The following is a 15,301-nucleotide window of genomic DNA, read 5'->3' as shown; positions in this document are numbered from 1 at the left end:
TCTCCTTCTAGTATCCTATAAGATCTGCAGCGGTTGATCCCGCTACTCGTTGTTCCAGTTCAAGCAACAATTGGACCTTTTTTTCGGGCGCGAAATCCGGGTCGCCTTCGAGGGCGACGTTTTGGACCGTCAGGCCGGAGTTTTTCATCCTGACGAATTCGTTTGAAAGGCGATTCGCCAGGTAGACAATTCTGGCGAGCTCGGGCTCGGTTTGTGCGGTCTCCGGTCGATGGTGACACCGAATCGCCTCGATGAGGTTCTGAGGGAGGTTCCACTTTTCCGTCAGCCAGCAGCCGATGTCCGAATGATCGAATCCGAAAAGCTGCCGTTCCGCCTCATAGAATTGCAGTGACTGCTCATGCACCAGGACCTGGACTGCGGCGAACATGGGGGGGAAATATTGATCGAGCACGGCTTTGCCGATATCGTGGAGCAGGCCTGCGGTGAATGCTCCTCGATTGCGGAGGCCTCGCTCCCTCTCGATTATGTCGCTCATGGCCGCGCAGGCAAGGGAGTGGTTCCACAGAGAGATGCGGTGCTGGGTTCGCTTATCCTTCCTGAACATGTCGAGAACGGACATGGCGAGCGAAAGCCGTTTGATTTCATTGAATCCGAGGACGACGACCGCGTCTGAGACTTTTACGATTTCGCGATAGAACCCATAATAGGCGGAGTTCACGATTTTGAGAATTTTGGCCGTCAGCGATTTATCTTTGGTGATCTCAGCGGCCAGATCGGTGGCACAGGAATTTTCATCGGTGACGATTTCGATAATCCTCGCCATGACCTGTGGCAACGTGGAGATCTCATGGATCTCCATCAACTTCTTTTTGAATTGGTTAATGGAAAGATTCACTCTTGTGCCTCATGCGGCTATGCAGAAAGTGCTTTTTCCGGAAGGTCCCGCGCTCCAGGCACATATTCCCGGAGGAAAGAGATGAAAATTTCGTGCCAATAATGGTAATCGCCTGCTCCCATAGCCTCTTATCGTCGATTGGATCGCAATCGACAAAAAAATTTTCGCATGTACGTTTTACAACATGCTATAATGAGAACTGAAACAAAAGGTTCCGACTCCCGAGGATCTGCGTAACATATTCTGTCTCAATGGATAGTGTCTTCCTACAGTGGTTGTCGAAGATTCTTCTTTTCGGTTCGATCAGTCTGTATTTCCTGGTATGCGTGCGGGTTTTCCTGAAGTGTTTCAGGAGTTCCCTCTGGCGGGGGAGCCGAATTTCGCCGGGCGTTGACGCAAAGGATGCGCCACAGCGGCGGAAGGACGCACAGCAATGTTCATATTTGGCAGAATCGGAGGATACGGTTTGGCAAGAATAAAGGAAAGCGACAGCGAATCCATCTCGAGGGTCGGCATATCCCGATGCAAGGACTATGATGGGGACAGGATTGCAAAGTCTGTCGGGAGTTGCGTTGATGAACTCGGTGGGATCGATCGTTATGTAAGAAAAGGCGACCGGGTGCTCTTGAAAGCGAACCTGCTCATTGCGCGCACGCGGGACAAATACGTCACCACGGATCCGGAAGTTGTCCGCGCCGTTATCCGCCTGGTAAAGAAGGCCGGCGGCATCCCGGTGATAGGCGACGGTCCGGCGATGGGAAGTGCAGAAAAAGTTGCCGCCAAATGTGGGATCGGCGAAGTTGCGCGGGCCGAGCGAGTGGATATCATCAACTTTAATCGGCCGGTCGATGTCGACAATCGTTCCGGGGCGACCTTCAAGAAGTTCAAAATAGATCGTGCAGTCCTCGAATCCGACGTGGTCATCAATTTGCCAAAGTTGAAGACTCATGGGCAGATGACGCTCACGCTCGGCGTGAAAAACATGTTTGGCGTTATTCCCGGCACCAGGAAATCGCAGTGGCACCTGGCTGCCGGAACGGACAGGCTGAATTTTGCTCGTATGCTCGTGGACCTATACCACAAGGTTTCACCGAGCCTGACCGTCATGGACGGCGTGATTGCAATGCACGGTAATGGTCCACAGAATGGAGTCCCTAAGAAAGTAGGACTTATTTTGGCGTCCGAAGATGCGGTCGCGCTTGATACGCTCATATGTGAAGTTGTGGGGCTGCGGAAGGAGCGGATGCCGACGCTGTTAGCAGCCGAAGAGATGGGAATCGGGCGGACAAACATGAACAAGATCGTTGTTGCGGGTGAACAACTTGATGACAGCAGGGTCGGCGATTTCATTTTCCCGGAAACGAGCGAGCTGATGAATTTTCTTCCGCAACCGCTTCGCGCGCCCTTTCGGAACTGGCTGACGACCCGGCCCGTCCTTGATAAAAACAGATGTCAGGTTTGTCTCGTCTGCATGGAAAACTGTCCGGCGAAAGTGATAACCCGCCGCAATGATACAATGGTGTTTGATCTCAAAGGCTGCATCCGCTGCTTTTGCTGCCAGGAGATGTGCCCGCATGGAGCCATAACCGTAGGCAGCGGTCCCCTGGCGAAACTGCTTCGCCTGTGAAGCGGGCCCGAATTTGGGCGGGCGCAGTCTTGTTTTTTATTTGACTCTCAGGTAAATTCGTGGTAACCTTCCCGTAGCGTTGGAGGCATTTTTATCTTATGACTACGGAGCGATGGAGCAGCCGAACAACGTTTGTTCTCGCCGCGGTCGGCAGCGCTGTCGGCCTTGGGAATCTCTGGAGATTCCCCTACGTGGTCTATGACAGCGGAGGAGCGGTCTTTCTTATTCCCTGGCTTATCGCCTTGCTTACCGCGGGTCTTCCGTTGCTGATTCTGGAGATGGCGGTCGGCTGCTGGGGAAGAGATCATTGGGATGTCAGCGGCGCTCCTTCCTCATTCGGGAAGTTACACCCGGGCTGGAGCTGGATTGGATGGGGGACGCTTGCAAATGCCTTCATCATTGTATGCTATTACGCGATTGTAATGGCGTGGGCCTACGTTTACCTGGCAAAGTCATTCAGGCTTGGCTGGGGAAATGATGCGGAAGCATATTTTTTCAAAGATGTGCTTCGTCTTTCTTCAGGTCCCGGCTCTCTAGGGGGGATCGTTCCAGTCGTGATGCTCGGCGCGCTGATAGCGTGGCTGAGTATCTATTTTGCGATTTTCAAGGGGACCAAGCTGGTCGGCAAGATTGTAATGTGGACGGTTCCGCTGCCCATCATGCTCATCATCATTTTTATTATTCGCGGTCTCACCCTTCCCGGGTCTTTCGAAGGACTGGCCTTTTACCTGCGGCCGGAGTGGGGGAAGCTGCTCGAGCCGAACGTGTGGCTTTCCGCATATTCGCAGGTGTTTTTCAGTCTGACCCTGGCATTTGGGGTGATGCCCGTTTACGCCAGTTATCTTCCCAAGAATTCGGATATCAACGCAAATGCACTATGGGTTACCGCGCTTGATGCCGCAATCAGCTTTACAGCCGGATTTGCGGTTTTCACGGTGCTTGGTTTTCTCGCGATGCAAAAAGGAGTTTCCGTATCCGAAGTCGTTGCGAGTGGGCCGGGACTGGCATTTGTCACCTATCCCACGGCGATCAGTTTGATGCCGTTCATGGCGAACCTGTTCGGGGTGCTTTTCTTTTTGATGCTGCTGACACTTGCGATCGACTCTGCGTTTTCTCTTGTCGAGGGAGTTGTTGCCGGATTCCGCGATTTCCTGCCGTGGCGCCACGAGACAATGAGCTTTATCGCCTGCTTTATCGCGCTGGTTGGCGGCTGGCTGTATATGACCCAGGCCGGGCTGTACTGGCTCGATGTCGTTGATCGCTACATCAACTATTTCGGGCTTACCCTGTTCGGGCTCTTTGAGTGCATTGCGATCGGATGGTTGTTCGGCGCCGACAAGATGCGGCGCTATATCAACAGCGTCTCGCAGGTCGCGATCGGGCGGTGGTGGGATGTCTGCATCAAGTTTATAACACCCGCGGCTCTTTTGACCATTATTGTGAGTGTTCTGATCGAGAGTCTGCGGGCGCCATACGAGAATTATCCGCAGTGGGTTTTGCTCATTGGAGGATGGGGGGCCGTGGCTTTCTCTCTCGGCGCCGGAATTTTTTTCTCGAGGATCTTTCGGAGGCGACTGGAAACGGCGCACCGTGAAGAATCTCTGGCCGAGTCGGAAAGCAGCCTGCCGTAGCACGTGATCTCTTCACCTAATGAAATCTGATTTAATTTACGGGCGGGCGGAAAAAAGCGGGGAGCCAATGGACGAGAAAGAGTTGCAAGCACAGCGGAAGGAAATCCGGCAGCAGATCAAAGAGCGGATGCAGCGAAAACTCGACCTGCGCAAGAGGGAGATCAAGGCCCGTATCAAAAAGGAGAAGATTCCGCTTCACGAAAAGCGCCGCAAATATCGGCGCGAAGTGAGCGAGGAGAAGCTCATTCTGATGAGCCTGGCGAAGGAGGAATTCAGGAGCCGCAAACGAGAGCTGGCGCTTGCGCAAAAGGAGTCAGCCGACAAACCGGCCGAACCCTCGCAGGCGCGATTGGATCAAGCCGTTCCTCAACCCCCAGCCGATGCCGAATTCAGGATCGAGCACAGTCCGGGGTTCCGTCCGGAAGAAGCATTTGTGTATGAAGATAAAGAAGACAGCGACGCCAAAGAACTGCAAATGCCCATTGGAGAGGCCGATATGTTTCCGATCGGTGAGTCGCCGAAGGCGGCCGACGAGGATACGGCAGCGGCGGATAAGGTGCTGGTTGATAAGGAGGAAGGCAAGAGTTTTCTTTATCACGCGCTGAATCTGATGTTACATCCGATACGGGCGCTCGAGGAATTCGACGATTATCTGAATTCACCGGCGGGAGTGGTGAAGGTTGGCCTCTTCTATGTTATGAGTCTTCTGCCCGTTATTGGTTTCATGCTGGTGGGGGAAGAGATAGTTTTGCGGATGCCGGACGGCCTGCTGTGGTCGGCCATTGGGGCAAGCATGTTTGCGCAGGGAGACATCGCGGCGGTTCTCCTAAATATTTTGTTGGGCTTGCTTCTCTACACCTCCAGCATCGCGATCGTGAACTACTTTTTCGCCGACGATGCGAACTTTCTCACGTTGCTGGTTTACTTCGGTTTCGTCGAGGGCATTGCCCGAATCCTTATCTATTCGCTGGTATTTCTTGCGGCCGTGGCGGGAATCATGGCCGCGGTTGTCCCGCAGATGGTGGTCGTTGTGGCTCTCTTATTCGGCGCTTTCTTCATCTGGAGAGCGTGCCTGAATATCTTCGTTCTGATGAGCGCATACGGGTATGACTGGTACAGTGCGATCTTACTCGCTTTGGGCGCCGGGTATCTCCAGAATATCCTGAGAAATATCATCTTCGTCCACGTTTTCAGAGGACTTTTTTGAAGACACTCCGTTCCGCGGCAATCCGCAGTTGAAAGAACTGAAGCGCGTCTGATACAATCCCTGCCATTGATTCCTTTGTGAGATGAGAGAAGGAGGGACGATTGCCGAAACTGAAGATAGTCATGGTCGGCGGCGGCAGTTATCAATGGACTCCGGTGATCGGACGCGATTTGATGGTGCACGAGCACCTGCGGGGCAGCACCTTCGTGCTGTATGATATCGATCCGCAGCCGCTGCCTGTCATGTGCGAATTGATGCAGAAGATTGCGAAGGCGACAGGAACAGGATTTGAAGTAAGCGCGACGACGGATGCGCGCGCCGCTTTTGAAGGCGCCGATTTTGCGATTCTGTCGATCACTACGGGCGGCTACGACGTGATGGAGCACGACCTTGCGATTCCGGCTAAGTACGGCATTTTCCAAACAGTGGGTGATACGGTTGGCCCGGGCGGATTAGTTCGCGCATTGCGAAACATCCCGGTAATCGTGGAGATCGGGCGCTTGATGGAGAAGCACTGCCCGAAGGCGTGGATGCTCAATCTTTCGAACCCAATGTCGGTCCTCACGCGCACGTTCCTCCGCGAGACCTCGATCAAAACCGTCGGTCTTTGTCACGAGCTCTTCGGGACAATGGAATTGCTGTTGGAAGTTTTTGGACTCGAAGACCAGAGGAATCTGGCTGCGGAGAGCATGATGGGCGTAGAGCGGATGCTGGATGCCTCGGGCTCTCACCTGTGGCAGCGAGAGATGTCGGTCAAGGCGGGCGGAATCAATCACTGTATCTGGATGAGTGAGCTCAGAGTACGCGGGCAGGACGGTTTCCCTTTACTCCGGCGGTTCCTGGCGGACCCGGAGCAGTTCGTTCGGACGATGCCTCCTCCTCCCGGGAAAAAAGAGCGCGAGTCCGGCAGCCTGTCCATGATGATGCAAAACCACCGGCTGAAGCTCGATCTGTTCAGGATATACGATTGCCTGCCGGCTGCAGGTGACAAACATGTTGCGGAATTTTATCCGTACCTGCTTCATGATGAGAAATATGCCGCCGAACGTTTCGGAATGAGCCCGTATACAATCGAGTGGCAACGCGACAGCCGGGCCATGTACAAGAATTGGATGAATTGGTGGAACACCGGCGTGATGCCACTGCACCTCGACAGGTCCGAGGAACTTGCGTCTGATATTGTGGTAGCGCTCAGCGGAGGCAAGCCCGTACAGGCGATCGTGAACAGGCCGAACACCGGCCAGATAGCGAATCTGCCGAGGGATTGCGTCGTCGAAACGATGGCGAATGTCGATTCGAACGGGATTCATCCTGTCGAGATGCGGCTGCCGGCCTCAATCGAGAACCTGCTGGGGCGCCACATTGCGAACCAGGAGCTGATAATTGACGTCGCGATGAAGGGAGACAGAAAGCTGGCGCTGCAGATTCTCCTGAACGACCCGCTGGTAAGAGATCTGGACGATACGGAAAAGATGCTGAACGAGATGATCGAGGCGACAAAGGATTATCTGCCGCGTTTTTTCGGGAAGTAGGGGCCGACTACCTTACCTGGCCTTGACAGAGAGATATTGCAGCGACTGATGTGAGAGTGTCAGGGCTGAAGAGAGATTCTTCCCCTGAGAAGCGCGGGGTCAGAATGACACTGTTGTGAGGATGCGCTGCTTAAGTGAGACTGCGCGAATGAATTCGCACCTACCGGTAGGGTTATTGCGGCGGAGCCTGTGCGAATGAATCGCACCTGCCGGTGAGATGTTGCGGCTGCGATTGTGCGAATGAATTCGCACCTGCCGGTGAAAGGAGTCTCTGGCTAGCTTCTGCAGCCGGAGAACGTGAACGTGTAGGCTTGGAAATCGCCGCTTTCTCTGGTGATTCCCAGAATTCCATCGAGAGGATGATCGCTGAGTATGAGGTTATAAACGGTCGATTTTGTAATCAGCACTTCCCCGCTCTCGCTCACGTCGCGTCCCGCGATTTGCTTCGGAAGTGTTTTCCCGTTGAACGTCAGCTTCACCTTTGCTTCAGCTTCGACCGGTTTCAACACGAGGTTTACTTCGGTCGCTCGAAATTGCAGAAACACAGTTGCCCCCTCCCCTGCCGACTCAACGTATTCCGGTTTGGCAACAAAAGTTCCCAGGAGCGCGATAGAGTCTTTTTTGAGGCCGTTGGATGTGCGGTATCTGAAGGGCATATCGAAGTTGTAGCCTTCGGAGTTATCGAGTCGTCCTCTTGCGTAACCGCAATGGATTTCAGGAGTCGGCACAAAACAGGAATCATCGTGCAGATGCCCATCGGAGTCAACGGTAGGGAGGACGATGTCGCCGAACGTCTGCCTCAGGTTTCCCTGGACAACCACCTCGATCTCGTCCAATGATCCAGCGCCTAATTGGTGGAAAAGCAAGCCGCCGTCCCTGCCGAAGAGGTAATATGCGGGCCAGGAGTTGGCGGCGTAATTGGTCCAATTAAGGTAATCGTTATCGGCCACGACCGGCCATTGCACCCCCAATTCGCTGACGGCTTGCCTCAAGCCGCCCGGCTCCTTCTCGAAATCGAGCTGCGGAGTATGAATTCCGATGATCAAGAAATCCAAATCCCTGTACCGGCGCCACCATTTCTGAAGATATGGGATCGCGCTCCGGCATTGGGTGCATGAGAAGGCCCAGAAGTGGATGAGAACGAGTTTGTTGTCGAGATCATGCGGTTTCAGCGGGGCCGAGTTGATCCACATGTCCCCGACGATTTCCGGCCTATGAAGGGTTATGCTCATGTTGAATGCTCCTGCACTTTTTCTCTCTAAATTTTGACATCGTAATTGTGGTGGGGCAATAAACGAGGGAGGTTAAACAGTTCAGGAAGAAAAGCCACGCGTACACAATACATTCAGTCAGGCGGCGGACCTCGTAAATGACCATTTGTTGCAGGCAGGATGCCTGCGCCACATTGCTATCCGCATGCAGAGCAGGCGCTTCACGAAACTGATACGCCCCAATATACATTGAGCGAATGTTTATTGGGGGACAGAAAGACTCTTTGACGATTAATTCGCTGGTTCTTGCTCTGGGTACAGACACGATTCTATCCCGCGAGGCGCGGGATTTCACGCGCGAAACGCGCGGTCAGCGAGACTTGGAAAAGTCACTGAAACGTGAATTCAGTAAATGTGTCAGCCATCGCACCGAGACAGTCCCCATCGCGACCGTCGGACGGACGGAAGAGACATGCTCGCTGCAAGGTGACAGATTTCGATGACATTTGTCACTCCGCCATGAGGGTGCGGGCAATGATGTAGCGCTGTATCTCCGAGGTGCCCTCGACGATTCTGAGGGCGCGAACTCCGCGATAGACACGTTCGATGGGAAGTTCTTTCATGTAACCCATGCCGCCGTGTATTTGTACGGCGACATCGGCGGCGCGATTCACCAGTTCGGTCGCGTACAGCTTGCACATGGCCATTTCCTTGACGGCCATCTCGCCCTGGTCGATACGCCAGGCGGTGTTGTAGACCATGTTTCGAGCGGCGAAGAGCTCGGTGGCAATATCGGCGAGCATCCATTGAACGGCTTGTTTTGTCGCGATGGGTTTTCCGAACTGGACGCGTTGCTTGGCGTATTCGGTTGAAGCCTTCAACAATTTTTCGGTCATGCCGACGGCCCCCGCCGCGATGCTGAGGCGGCCGCCGCCGAGGAAGGTCATGGCGGTGACAAAGCCCATGCCGACCTGGCCGAGCACGTTTTCCCTGGGCACGCGGCAATCCTCGAAGACCAATTCGGACTGATTATCGCCGCCGCCCATTGTTTTCTGATGCATTCCGACGGAGAAGCCGGGAGTTCCTCGATCGACCAGAAAGCAGGTGATTCCGCCGCGCGCCCGTTTTTCCCTGTCGGTGACCGCAAAGACGATGGCGTAATCGGCATACGGGCCGTTGGTGATAAAGTGCTTCAGTCCGTTGATTACCCAGTGATCACCGTCCTGCACGGCGGATGTCTCGATGCTGGCGGCGTCGGAGCCGGCATTGGGTTCGGTCAAGGCGAAACAGCAGGTCTGTTCGGCCTTAATGACCGGGACAAGATACTTTTGTATCTGGTCGGGCGTACCGGCGAGAAGGATTTTCGATGGGCCTTCGGGACCGCCGAAGATGGCCTGTGTGAGCGAGCTGAAATATTTGGAGACTTCCTCGCGGAGAACGACAGTGCCGAGCATATTCAGGCCGCCGCCGCCGTATTCCTCGGGCAGATCGATTGCCCAGAAGCCGAGTTCGTGGGAGCGCTTGCGAACTTTCTTAAGAAGCTCTTGCGGAACGCCGTCGTCGGGGTCGAAGCGCGCTTTCTCCTCCATCGGGATCACTTCTTTTTCGATGAATTTGCGCAAGCTTTGGCGGAGCATTTCGATTTCTTCGGGAATGTTGAAGTCCATTATGCCTTCTCCTGGAGTGCCTACTTGTTGTGCTGAATAATCTTGGGCGCTGGCGAAAACCGTACCGGCTCCGTAAAGAAGTTCGGGCGACCCGCCGGGTCGCCCCTACATTCTGTATAGCCAGACCTGCATTTCTCGACGACCGGCTCTCACCTTTCTCAGTGGAAAGGATCGCTGAATGGATGCAGTCATGGTCACCGTTGTTTTTGGAGGCGCGCCCGTCGCCTTACGTCACGATAACCGACTGCGTTTTCGAGGCCGCCTGCAGGGTGGCGACGCTGTCTTTCAGTTGTCCGACCAAGTCTTTCAATTCGGTTATCGCTTCGTCGTCAGCGTCCTCCATGTCTTCCGCGCGTTCGGCGACTGCCTGGCTCGATTCACAGACCTGGAACGTCGGAGCGACGGCCTTCTTCGTTTTAAAGAAGACTTTTTCCTGAAGGCCTTCGAGGAGTTGGACAGTTTCCTCGAGGCTTTTCTTCAGCGCGTCTCCCTTTGAATCTCCCGCGGCCGTCAAGGCAGATATCGCCTTACGGCAATGCTCGATAGCGTCCAGCAGATACTGTTTTGCTTCAGGTTCACTCACTGCTAAAAACCCCCTTTACCGGATTCGATCATATTTGTGAGTTTCTCATATTTTATCACACGTTCGGCCGAAAAGTCTTTCATTCTTCGAGTGCGGCCTCCATCGCCGAACGCAGCATCTTATGGAACTGGTCGAAGCTGGTATTCTGATACTTCAGGATCGATTGAGACTGGGTGGTATCGTACCAATCGAGCCATCCCGGTTTTTCGGAGAAATGTTGCGACTCGAATGAAATCTCGAGTGTTTGGCAATACCGGCGGGCGTAATCCTTTCCGAGCATTTGCCAGGAGGGGCCGCCGGCAAGATTGAAAGTTTTGCCCTGAGCGGCCCGATTATCGACCAGGTTCACGAGGGCGGTGACCAGGTCTCCGAGCGCAATGAATTCGACGCGTTGCTCAGGCATGAACGGCCACGGGTCGGGTGGATCGAGGAAAGCGGGCACCGCAATCCCCGCGATCCGAAGGATTGTATAAGGGAGGCCGGAATTGATGACGAGTTTTTCAGCATGGATCTTGCTTTCGGGATAGATGTTCAGCGCCTGCTGTATATGATCGACCCGAACCGGCGGAGCTTCTCTTGAGGTATCGCCGTACGTCGAGACTGAGGAGGAGAAGAAGACGGGGATAGAACCGGCTTCCTGGCTGGCTTTGAGCAGGATGCTCGTGCCGTCGACATTGATGGACATCGTTTCCTTTTTGTCGCGCTCGCTCACCGGCGGCAGAAGCGCGGCCAGGTGATAGATGCAGGCGCAGCCGGTGGCGCCTCTCTTCACCAGGCTGAAATTGCGAATATCTCCCTTCAGGATCTCGAAATCGTCTTGTTCCTCGAATGGCGAGAAGTCGGCCGCTTCGATATCCATCACCCTCACGTGATGGCCCTTCTCACGAAGCCCGTAGGCGAGGTTGGCGCCGAGTCGGCCCGCACCGCCGGTTACCAATATTGTAGCCACAGGTTCCTCCTCACTATGCAGTTCCGCCGGAGATCGGGATGAGAATGTGTATTTCCTCGTTGGCCGCAAGGGGGGTTTCTCGCGCCTCGAGATCGCCGGCGGACCCGATGGCGGAAACCGGTTTTATGAATTCGGCCTTCTCTTTGTTCCAACATTTTGGGGGGAGTTTTTTCCCGTAACGCTTGTTGAGTTCGTCGAGAAGATCGCCAAACCGAGCGCCGTCTTTCAGTTTGACTTCGATTGATTCGGCGCCGGTATATCTGGAGAGGGTCCCGAGAAAATTGACGGTGATTTTCATAGAGAAACAGTTTGGTATCAGATCAGTCATCCCCCGCTGGCTGTCTGTTCTGAGGACAGTGAGACTGTCCACTATTGAGTCGCTTGGTCATTGCGACGGGGACAGACACCATTCTCCGAATTCAAAAAGACGTGAATTTCGTAAATGGAGTCAGTCCCGTTCGCCTAAAAAGACGCGAATTCCGTAAGTGGAATCAGTCCCCGTCGCACTGGGAAGTGCGCGTCGAGACCGTTGGATTGAGTGACAGTCCCGAATCTGCAGCCCAAGGGCACAACCCCTAATTCTGGGACAGTCCCAATGCGGTCGTGACTCGGATTCTCTGATGCCGATTGATCTCAGTACAAGTCTTTAATCGCGTATTCGAGGCCGAGCTGTTCGAGTTTTGCCTTTGTGGGAACGCCTTCCTTATTCCATCCGCGAACATCGTAGTATTCGACGAGTTGCGACTCGAGGTCGGCGGCCTTACCAGCATGTCCTCCCTCTTTCAGCGGAGTGAGCAGCCGTTCCGGGAGCACGTCGTCCTTTGCGGTCACTCCGCATTTGAGACTGAACACGCGCTGCAGGTTCGTGATCCGCTCGGCAATGAGCGGGATTTCCTTTGACTGATAGGCGAACCCGGTGATAGCGCCGAGCAGGTGCACGGCGTGGAACGGCGAGAGGCCGAGTCCGCAGAACTGGCATACAACAAGCGAATTGATGAAGGAAGCCTGATCCTGCGCCGCCTTCGTATTGAGCCCCTTGCCTTTCTTGTCGAAGCGGCCCTGCTTGTAATTGACGCCGAAGCCGGGCGCAATGAGGCCCATATCGTAAATGAATGCGGCGCCGTGCAAATGGCACGCACCGCGGGGAGAGGTTGCATAATTTACGGCCATGCCATGGAACGCGCGCGGGTCATGCATCGGGACTTCAAGCCCTTTGACATGAATGGCGTATTTTTCGGAGCCTTTGCCAAGTTGCTTTGCCGCACGCTTGACACCCTGTCCGAGCAAAGCGCCCAGCCCTTTGGCCTGTCCGATCTGATGGGTCATTTCGATGATGGCGTCCACGTTGCCCCATTTCAGCTCGACGCCGCCGGTATCCTGTTTCGTGATGACGCCATTTTCATATGCTTCCATCGCAAATGCGACCGCGCAGCCGGCAGAGATTGTATCGATCCCGTACCTGTTGCACAGCTCATTTATGTGGCAAATGGACTCGAGATCGTCGTTCAGCAACATTGAGCCGAAGCTGCCGAGGGTTTCGTACTCGGGGCCCGGCCCTTCCATTTTGAATTTTCCCTCATCGATTTTGATCCAGCGCGAGCACCTGATGGGACAGTTATAGCATGCCTTGTGCGGTTTCAGGATGGTATCGGCCATCTTTTTTCCGCCGATGCTTATGCAGCCTTCCTTCCACAGGCCTTTGCGCCAGTTCTGGACGGGGATGTCGCCGGTGATCCAGGCGGTATCCATGCTGCCGGCGGTGCCGTAAGCGCGCATCGGCTCGAGCAGCGGATTGGTGGAGAGCTCGTGCGAGAATTTTTTTGCCATCTCGCCAACGAATTCAGGATTTGCGAGTTTGGGGTTCTGTTTGCCGCGGACAGCAATCGCTTTCAGGTTTTTCGAGCCCATGACGGCGCCCACTCCAGCGCGCCCGGCGGCCCGGCCCTCGTCGTTCATGACGGCGGACATCAGCACCTTTTTTTCGCCCGCCTCTCCTATGCAGAGGACGCAGATTTTGGAATCGCCGAGTTCTTTCTGGATGATTTCCTGAGTCTGGACGCTGTCTTTGCCCCAGAGATGGGAGGCATCACGCAGTTCGGCTTTGCCGTCGGATATCCAGAGGTACACCGGTTTTGAAGAGGCGCCTTCGGCGATGATGCCGTCGAAGCCGGTTTTCTTGAATTCGGCGGCCCAATAGCCTGCGGAACTGGCGTCGACCCACATGCCGGTGGCGGGCGACTTGGTGCAGACTTCGTAGCGGCCGCTGGTGGGGAATTTGGTGGCTGTAACCGGACCGGTCATGAACAGGATTTTATTTTCGGGGCCGAGCGGGTCTGCGGAGGCAGGCACCTCGTCGTACACGATTTTGGTGCCGAGGCCGGCGCCTCCGATGAAGGCGCGGGCATCATCCATATTGAGGGGTTCGCTTACGACCTTTCCCTCAGTCAGCTTTGTGCGAATGAGTTTTCCCATGTATCCCAACGCCATTTCCTCTTACCTCCTCTAGATTCACTTCTTCCATTCGTTTGAAACCGCCTTCGGGTAGCACATGCTGCAGGCCGTACAGGGGGCGAAGCTTCATTCCCACGGGCTTCATCGAGGGCAGGAACGGGAGCACATTTTCGGGTTGCGGCACGGTGATCAACTCGTATTCCTTGGTGCCGAGTCCGATTTTTTCGGCCGTATTCGGCTGAATCATTTCGTCGACGCCGACGACCGAACCGCAGGGGGACATTTTGCGCATGCCGGGTTCCATCACGCCCTTGTCCTCGGCGGCCGAGCCGGGGACTCCGTAGGAGGCTGTGGCCTTATCAAGGCAGGCCACATCGAGCGCAACGGGATCCATCGACGCGAACACGCCCATGTTCGGCAGGAACGAGCGATCGCTGAAGCTGACGCAGTCGCACCAGGGCGACATGTCGATTGCCAGACTGAGGCAGCCCACTTTGCCCGGTTTGAAGGTCTTCATAACGGCGAGCGCGCTGTCGGCCATGGCGGCGGCCTGGGAATCAAAGTAATCGTCCTGGATGAAGCCGACGCCGCAGATGACCAGAATGCCGAAGCAGGCCTGGCATCCGGTGCATTTCTTCTCTTCCCAAACGATTCCTTCGGCGTTGACGTGAAGGGCGTCTTCGGGACAGACGGTATTGCACAGCGTCATGGTCGGGCACTCGGCGCCCTTGCACAATTGCGGGTAGAACGGGCGGGCATTAAACCCATACTTGGGGTGGCCGCCCATGTGGAGATTGTATTTTCCGCGTTTGGAGGCGCAGCCGACTCCGATGTTCTTGATGGCGCCGCCATACACGCCCATCGGGTGTCCTTTGAAATGGCTGAGCACGATCATGGAGTCGGCCATGGCGATGGCGCTTGCGACGTATTGTTCCTTCAGGATAAAGCCCTCGGGCAGGTCGATTCTGACGTCGTCGGAGCCGAGAAACCCGTCACCGATGATGATTGGGCACCCGAGGCAAGCGCTTGTATAGCCGTTGCGGTGAATGGTATTGAGGTGATCGAGGGCGGTGATTCGGCTGGCAAAGGGGGTATAGGGCAACGTGGTCGTATCGACAACCATCGGCTCGCCCCCAAGCTCTTTCACCTTGTCCACCAGAGCTCGCGCGTACACCGGCCGAAGATAGGCGGTATTATTGTATTCGCCCATGTGGAGCTTGATAGCGACGATATCGCCGGGCGAGACGATGTTCTGCAATCCGGCGGCCTCGAAGACAGTCAGCATTTTAGCGACGAGGCTGTCCTGGATCGCCTTGGCGCGATCGTCCATGAAGTAAACCTTTGAAGCCATAGCCCGCCTCCGTAGATTAAGAGAATCTATTTCCAGTAACGCCACAGTTGGTTGAGACAGTTTTTACCATCGGCAGGAAAAACCGCAGTGTCACTATATCAGATTCACTGACTAATTGCAATTCATTCAGCCCCCGATCAGCGATTCCGCAACCCGACATTCGGAAGTGAGTGAAAGGGCACAAAGACAGGGTTTTTATGGTGAAAGAGGAATAGAGCAATGTCGCAGAGGGTATT

12 protein-coding genes are annotated in these 15,301 nt (G+C 54.9%); 4 read left to right on the top strand and 8 right to left on the bottom strand.

From position 1 onward, the window contains the following. Positions 1 to 7: 7 nt before the first annotated feature. On the bottom strand, positions 8 to 856 hold the full coding sequence (locus C4520_13240) for an HDOD domain-containing protein (protein ID RJP19149.1): 849 nt from the start codon (positions 854 to 856) through the stop codon (positions 8 to 10). Between the two features lie 433 nt (positions 857 to 1,289). Here C4520_13240 and C4520_13235 point away from each other — a divergent pair, with 433 nt between their 5' ends. From C4520_13235 to C4520_13220, 4 genes are all read left to right on the top strand, one after another. Continuing rightward, positions 1,290 to 2,483, top strand: a complete 1,194-nt coding sequence (locus C4520_13235; GenBank protein RJP19148.1) for a DUF362 domain-containing protein — start codon at positions 1,290 to 1,292, stop codon at positions 2,481 to 2,483. 98 nt (positions 2,484 to 2,581) lie between these two features. Next, a complete protein-coding gene (locus C4520_13230; GenBank protein RJP19147.1) occupies positions 2,582 to 4,114 on the top strand; it encodes a sodium-dependent transporter in 1,533 nt (510 codons plus the stop codon). A 67-nt stretch (positions 4,115 to 4,181) separates the two neighbouring features. Beyond that, the gene (locus tag C4520_13225; protein RJP19146.1) at positions 4,182 to 5,321 is read left to right on the top strand and encodes a hypothetical protein; all 1,140 of its coding nucleotides are present in this window, start codon (positions 4,182 to 4,184) and stop codon (positions 5,319 to 5,321) included. Positions 5,322 to 5,422: 101 nt separating this feature from the next. After that, positions 5,423 to 6,853, top strand: a complete 1,431-nt coding sequence (locus C4520_13220) for a hypothetical protein (protein ID RJP19145.1) — start codon at positions 5,423 to 5,425, stop codon at positions 6,851 to 6,853. 275 nt (positions 6,854 to 7,128) lie between these two features. On the opposite strand, the gene C4520_13215 is transcribed toward C4520_13220, so the two are convergent. The 7 genes from C4520_13215 to C4520_13185 all read right to left on the bottom strand — a co-directional run bounded on the left by C4520_13215 (position 7,129) and on the right by C4520_13185 (position 15,065). Continuing rightward, a complete protein-coding gene (locus C4520_13215) occupies positions 7,129 to 8,085 on the bottom strand; it encodes a hypothetical protein (GenBank protein ID RJP19144.1) in 957 nt (318 codons plus the stop codon). A 488-nt stretch (positions 8,086 to 8,573) separates the two neighbouring features. Then, positions 8,574 to 9,731 carry an acyl-CoA dehydrogenase gene (locus tag C4520_13210; GenBank protein ID RJP19143.1) on the bottom strand — a complete coding sequence of 386 codons (1,158 nt, stop codon included), beginning with the start codon at positions 9,729 to 9,731 and terminating at the stop codon, positions 8,574 to 8,576. 226 nt (positions 9,732 to 9,957) lie between these two features. Beyond that, a complete protein-coding gene (locus C4520_13205) occupies positions 9,958 to 10,314 on the bottom strand; it encodes a hypothetical protein (protein ID RJP19142.1) in 357 nt (118 codons plus the stop codon). 79 nt (positions 10,315 to 10,393) lie between these two features. Further along, positions 10,394 to 11,356, bottom strand: a complete 963-nt coding sequence (locus tag C4520_13200) for an NAD(P)-dependent oxidoreductase (GenBank protein RJP19141.1) — start codon at positions 11,354 to 11,356, stop codon at positions 10,394 to 10,396. Continuing rightward, a complete protein-coding gene (locus C4520_13195) occupies positions 11,277 to 11,591 on the bottom strand; it encodes a hypothetical protein (GenBank protein RJP19140.1) in 315 nt (104 codons plus the stop codon). Before C4520_13195 ends, C4520_13200 begins: the two co-directional genes overlap by 80 nt. Positions 11,592 to 11,896: 305 nt before the next feature. After that, positions 11,897 to 13,750, bottom strand: a complete 1,854-nt coding sequence (locus C4520_13190) for an aldehyde ferredoxin oxidoreductase (protein RJP19139.1) — start codon at positions 13,748 to 13,750, stop codon at positions 11,897 to 11,899. Continuing rightward, entirely contained in the window at positions 13,704 to 15,065 is a 1,362-nt protein-coding gene (locus tag C4520_13185; protein ID RJP19138.1) for a DUF362 domain-containing protein, read from the bottom strand. Before C4520_13185 ends, C4520_13190 begins: the two co-directional genes overlap by 47 nt. Positions 15,066 to 15,301 lie beyond the last annotated feature (236 nt).

This window comes from Candidatus Abyssobacteria bacterium SURF_5 (genome assembly GCA_003598085.1).
Classification (GTDB): domain Bacteria; phylum Abyssobacteria; class SURF-5; order SURF-5; family SURF-5; genus SURF-5.
The sequence above is the reverse complement of the archived record's forward strand: the minus strand, read 5'-3'. Positions and strand labels throughout refer to the sequence as shown.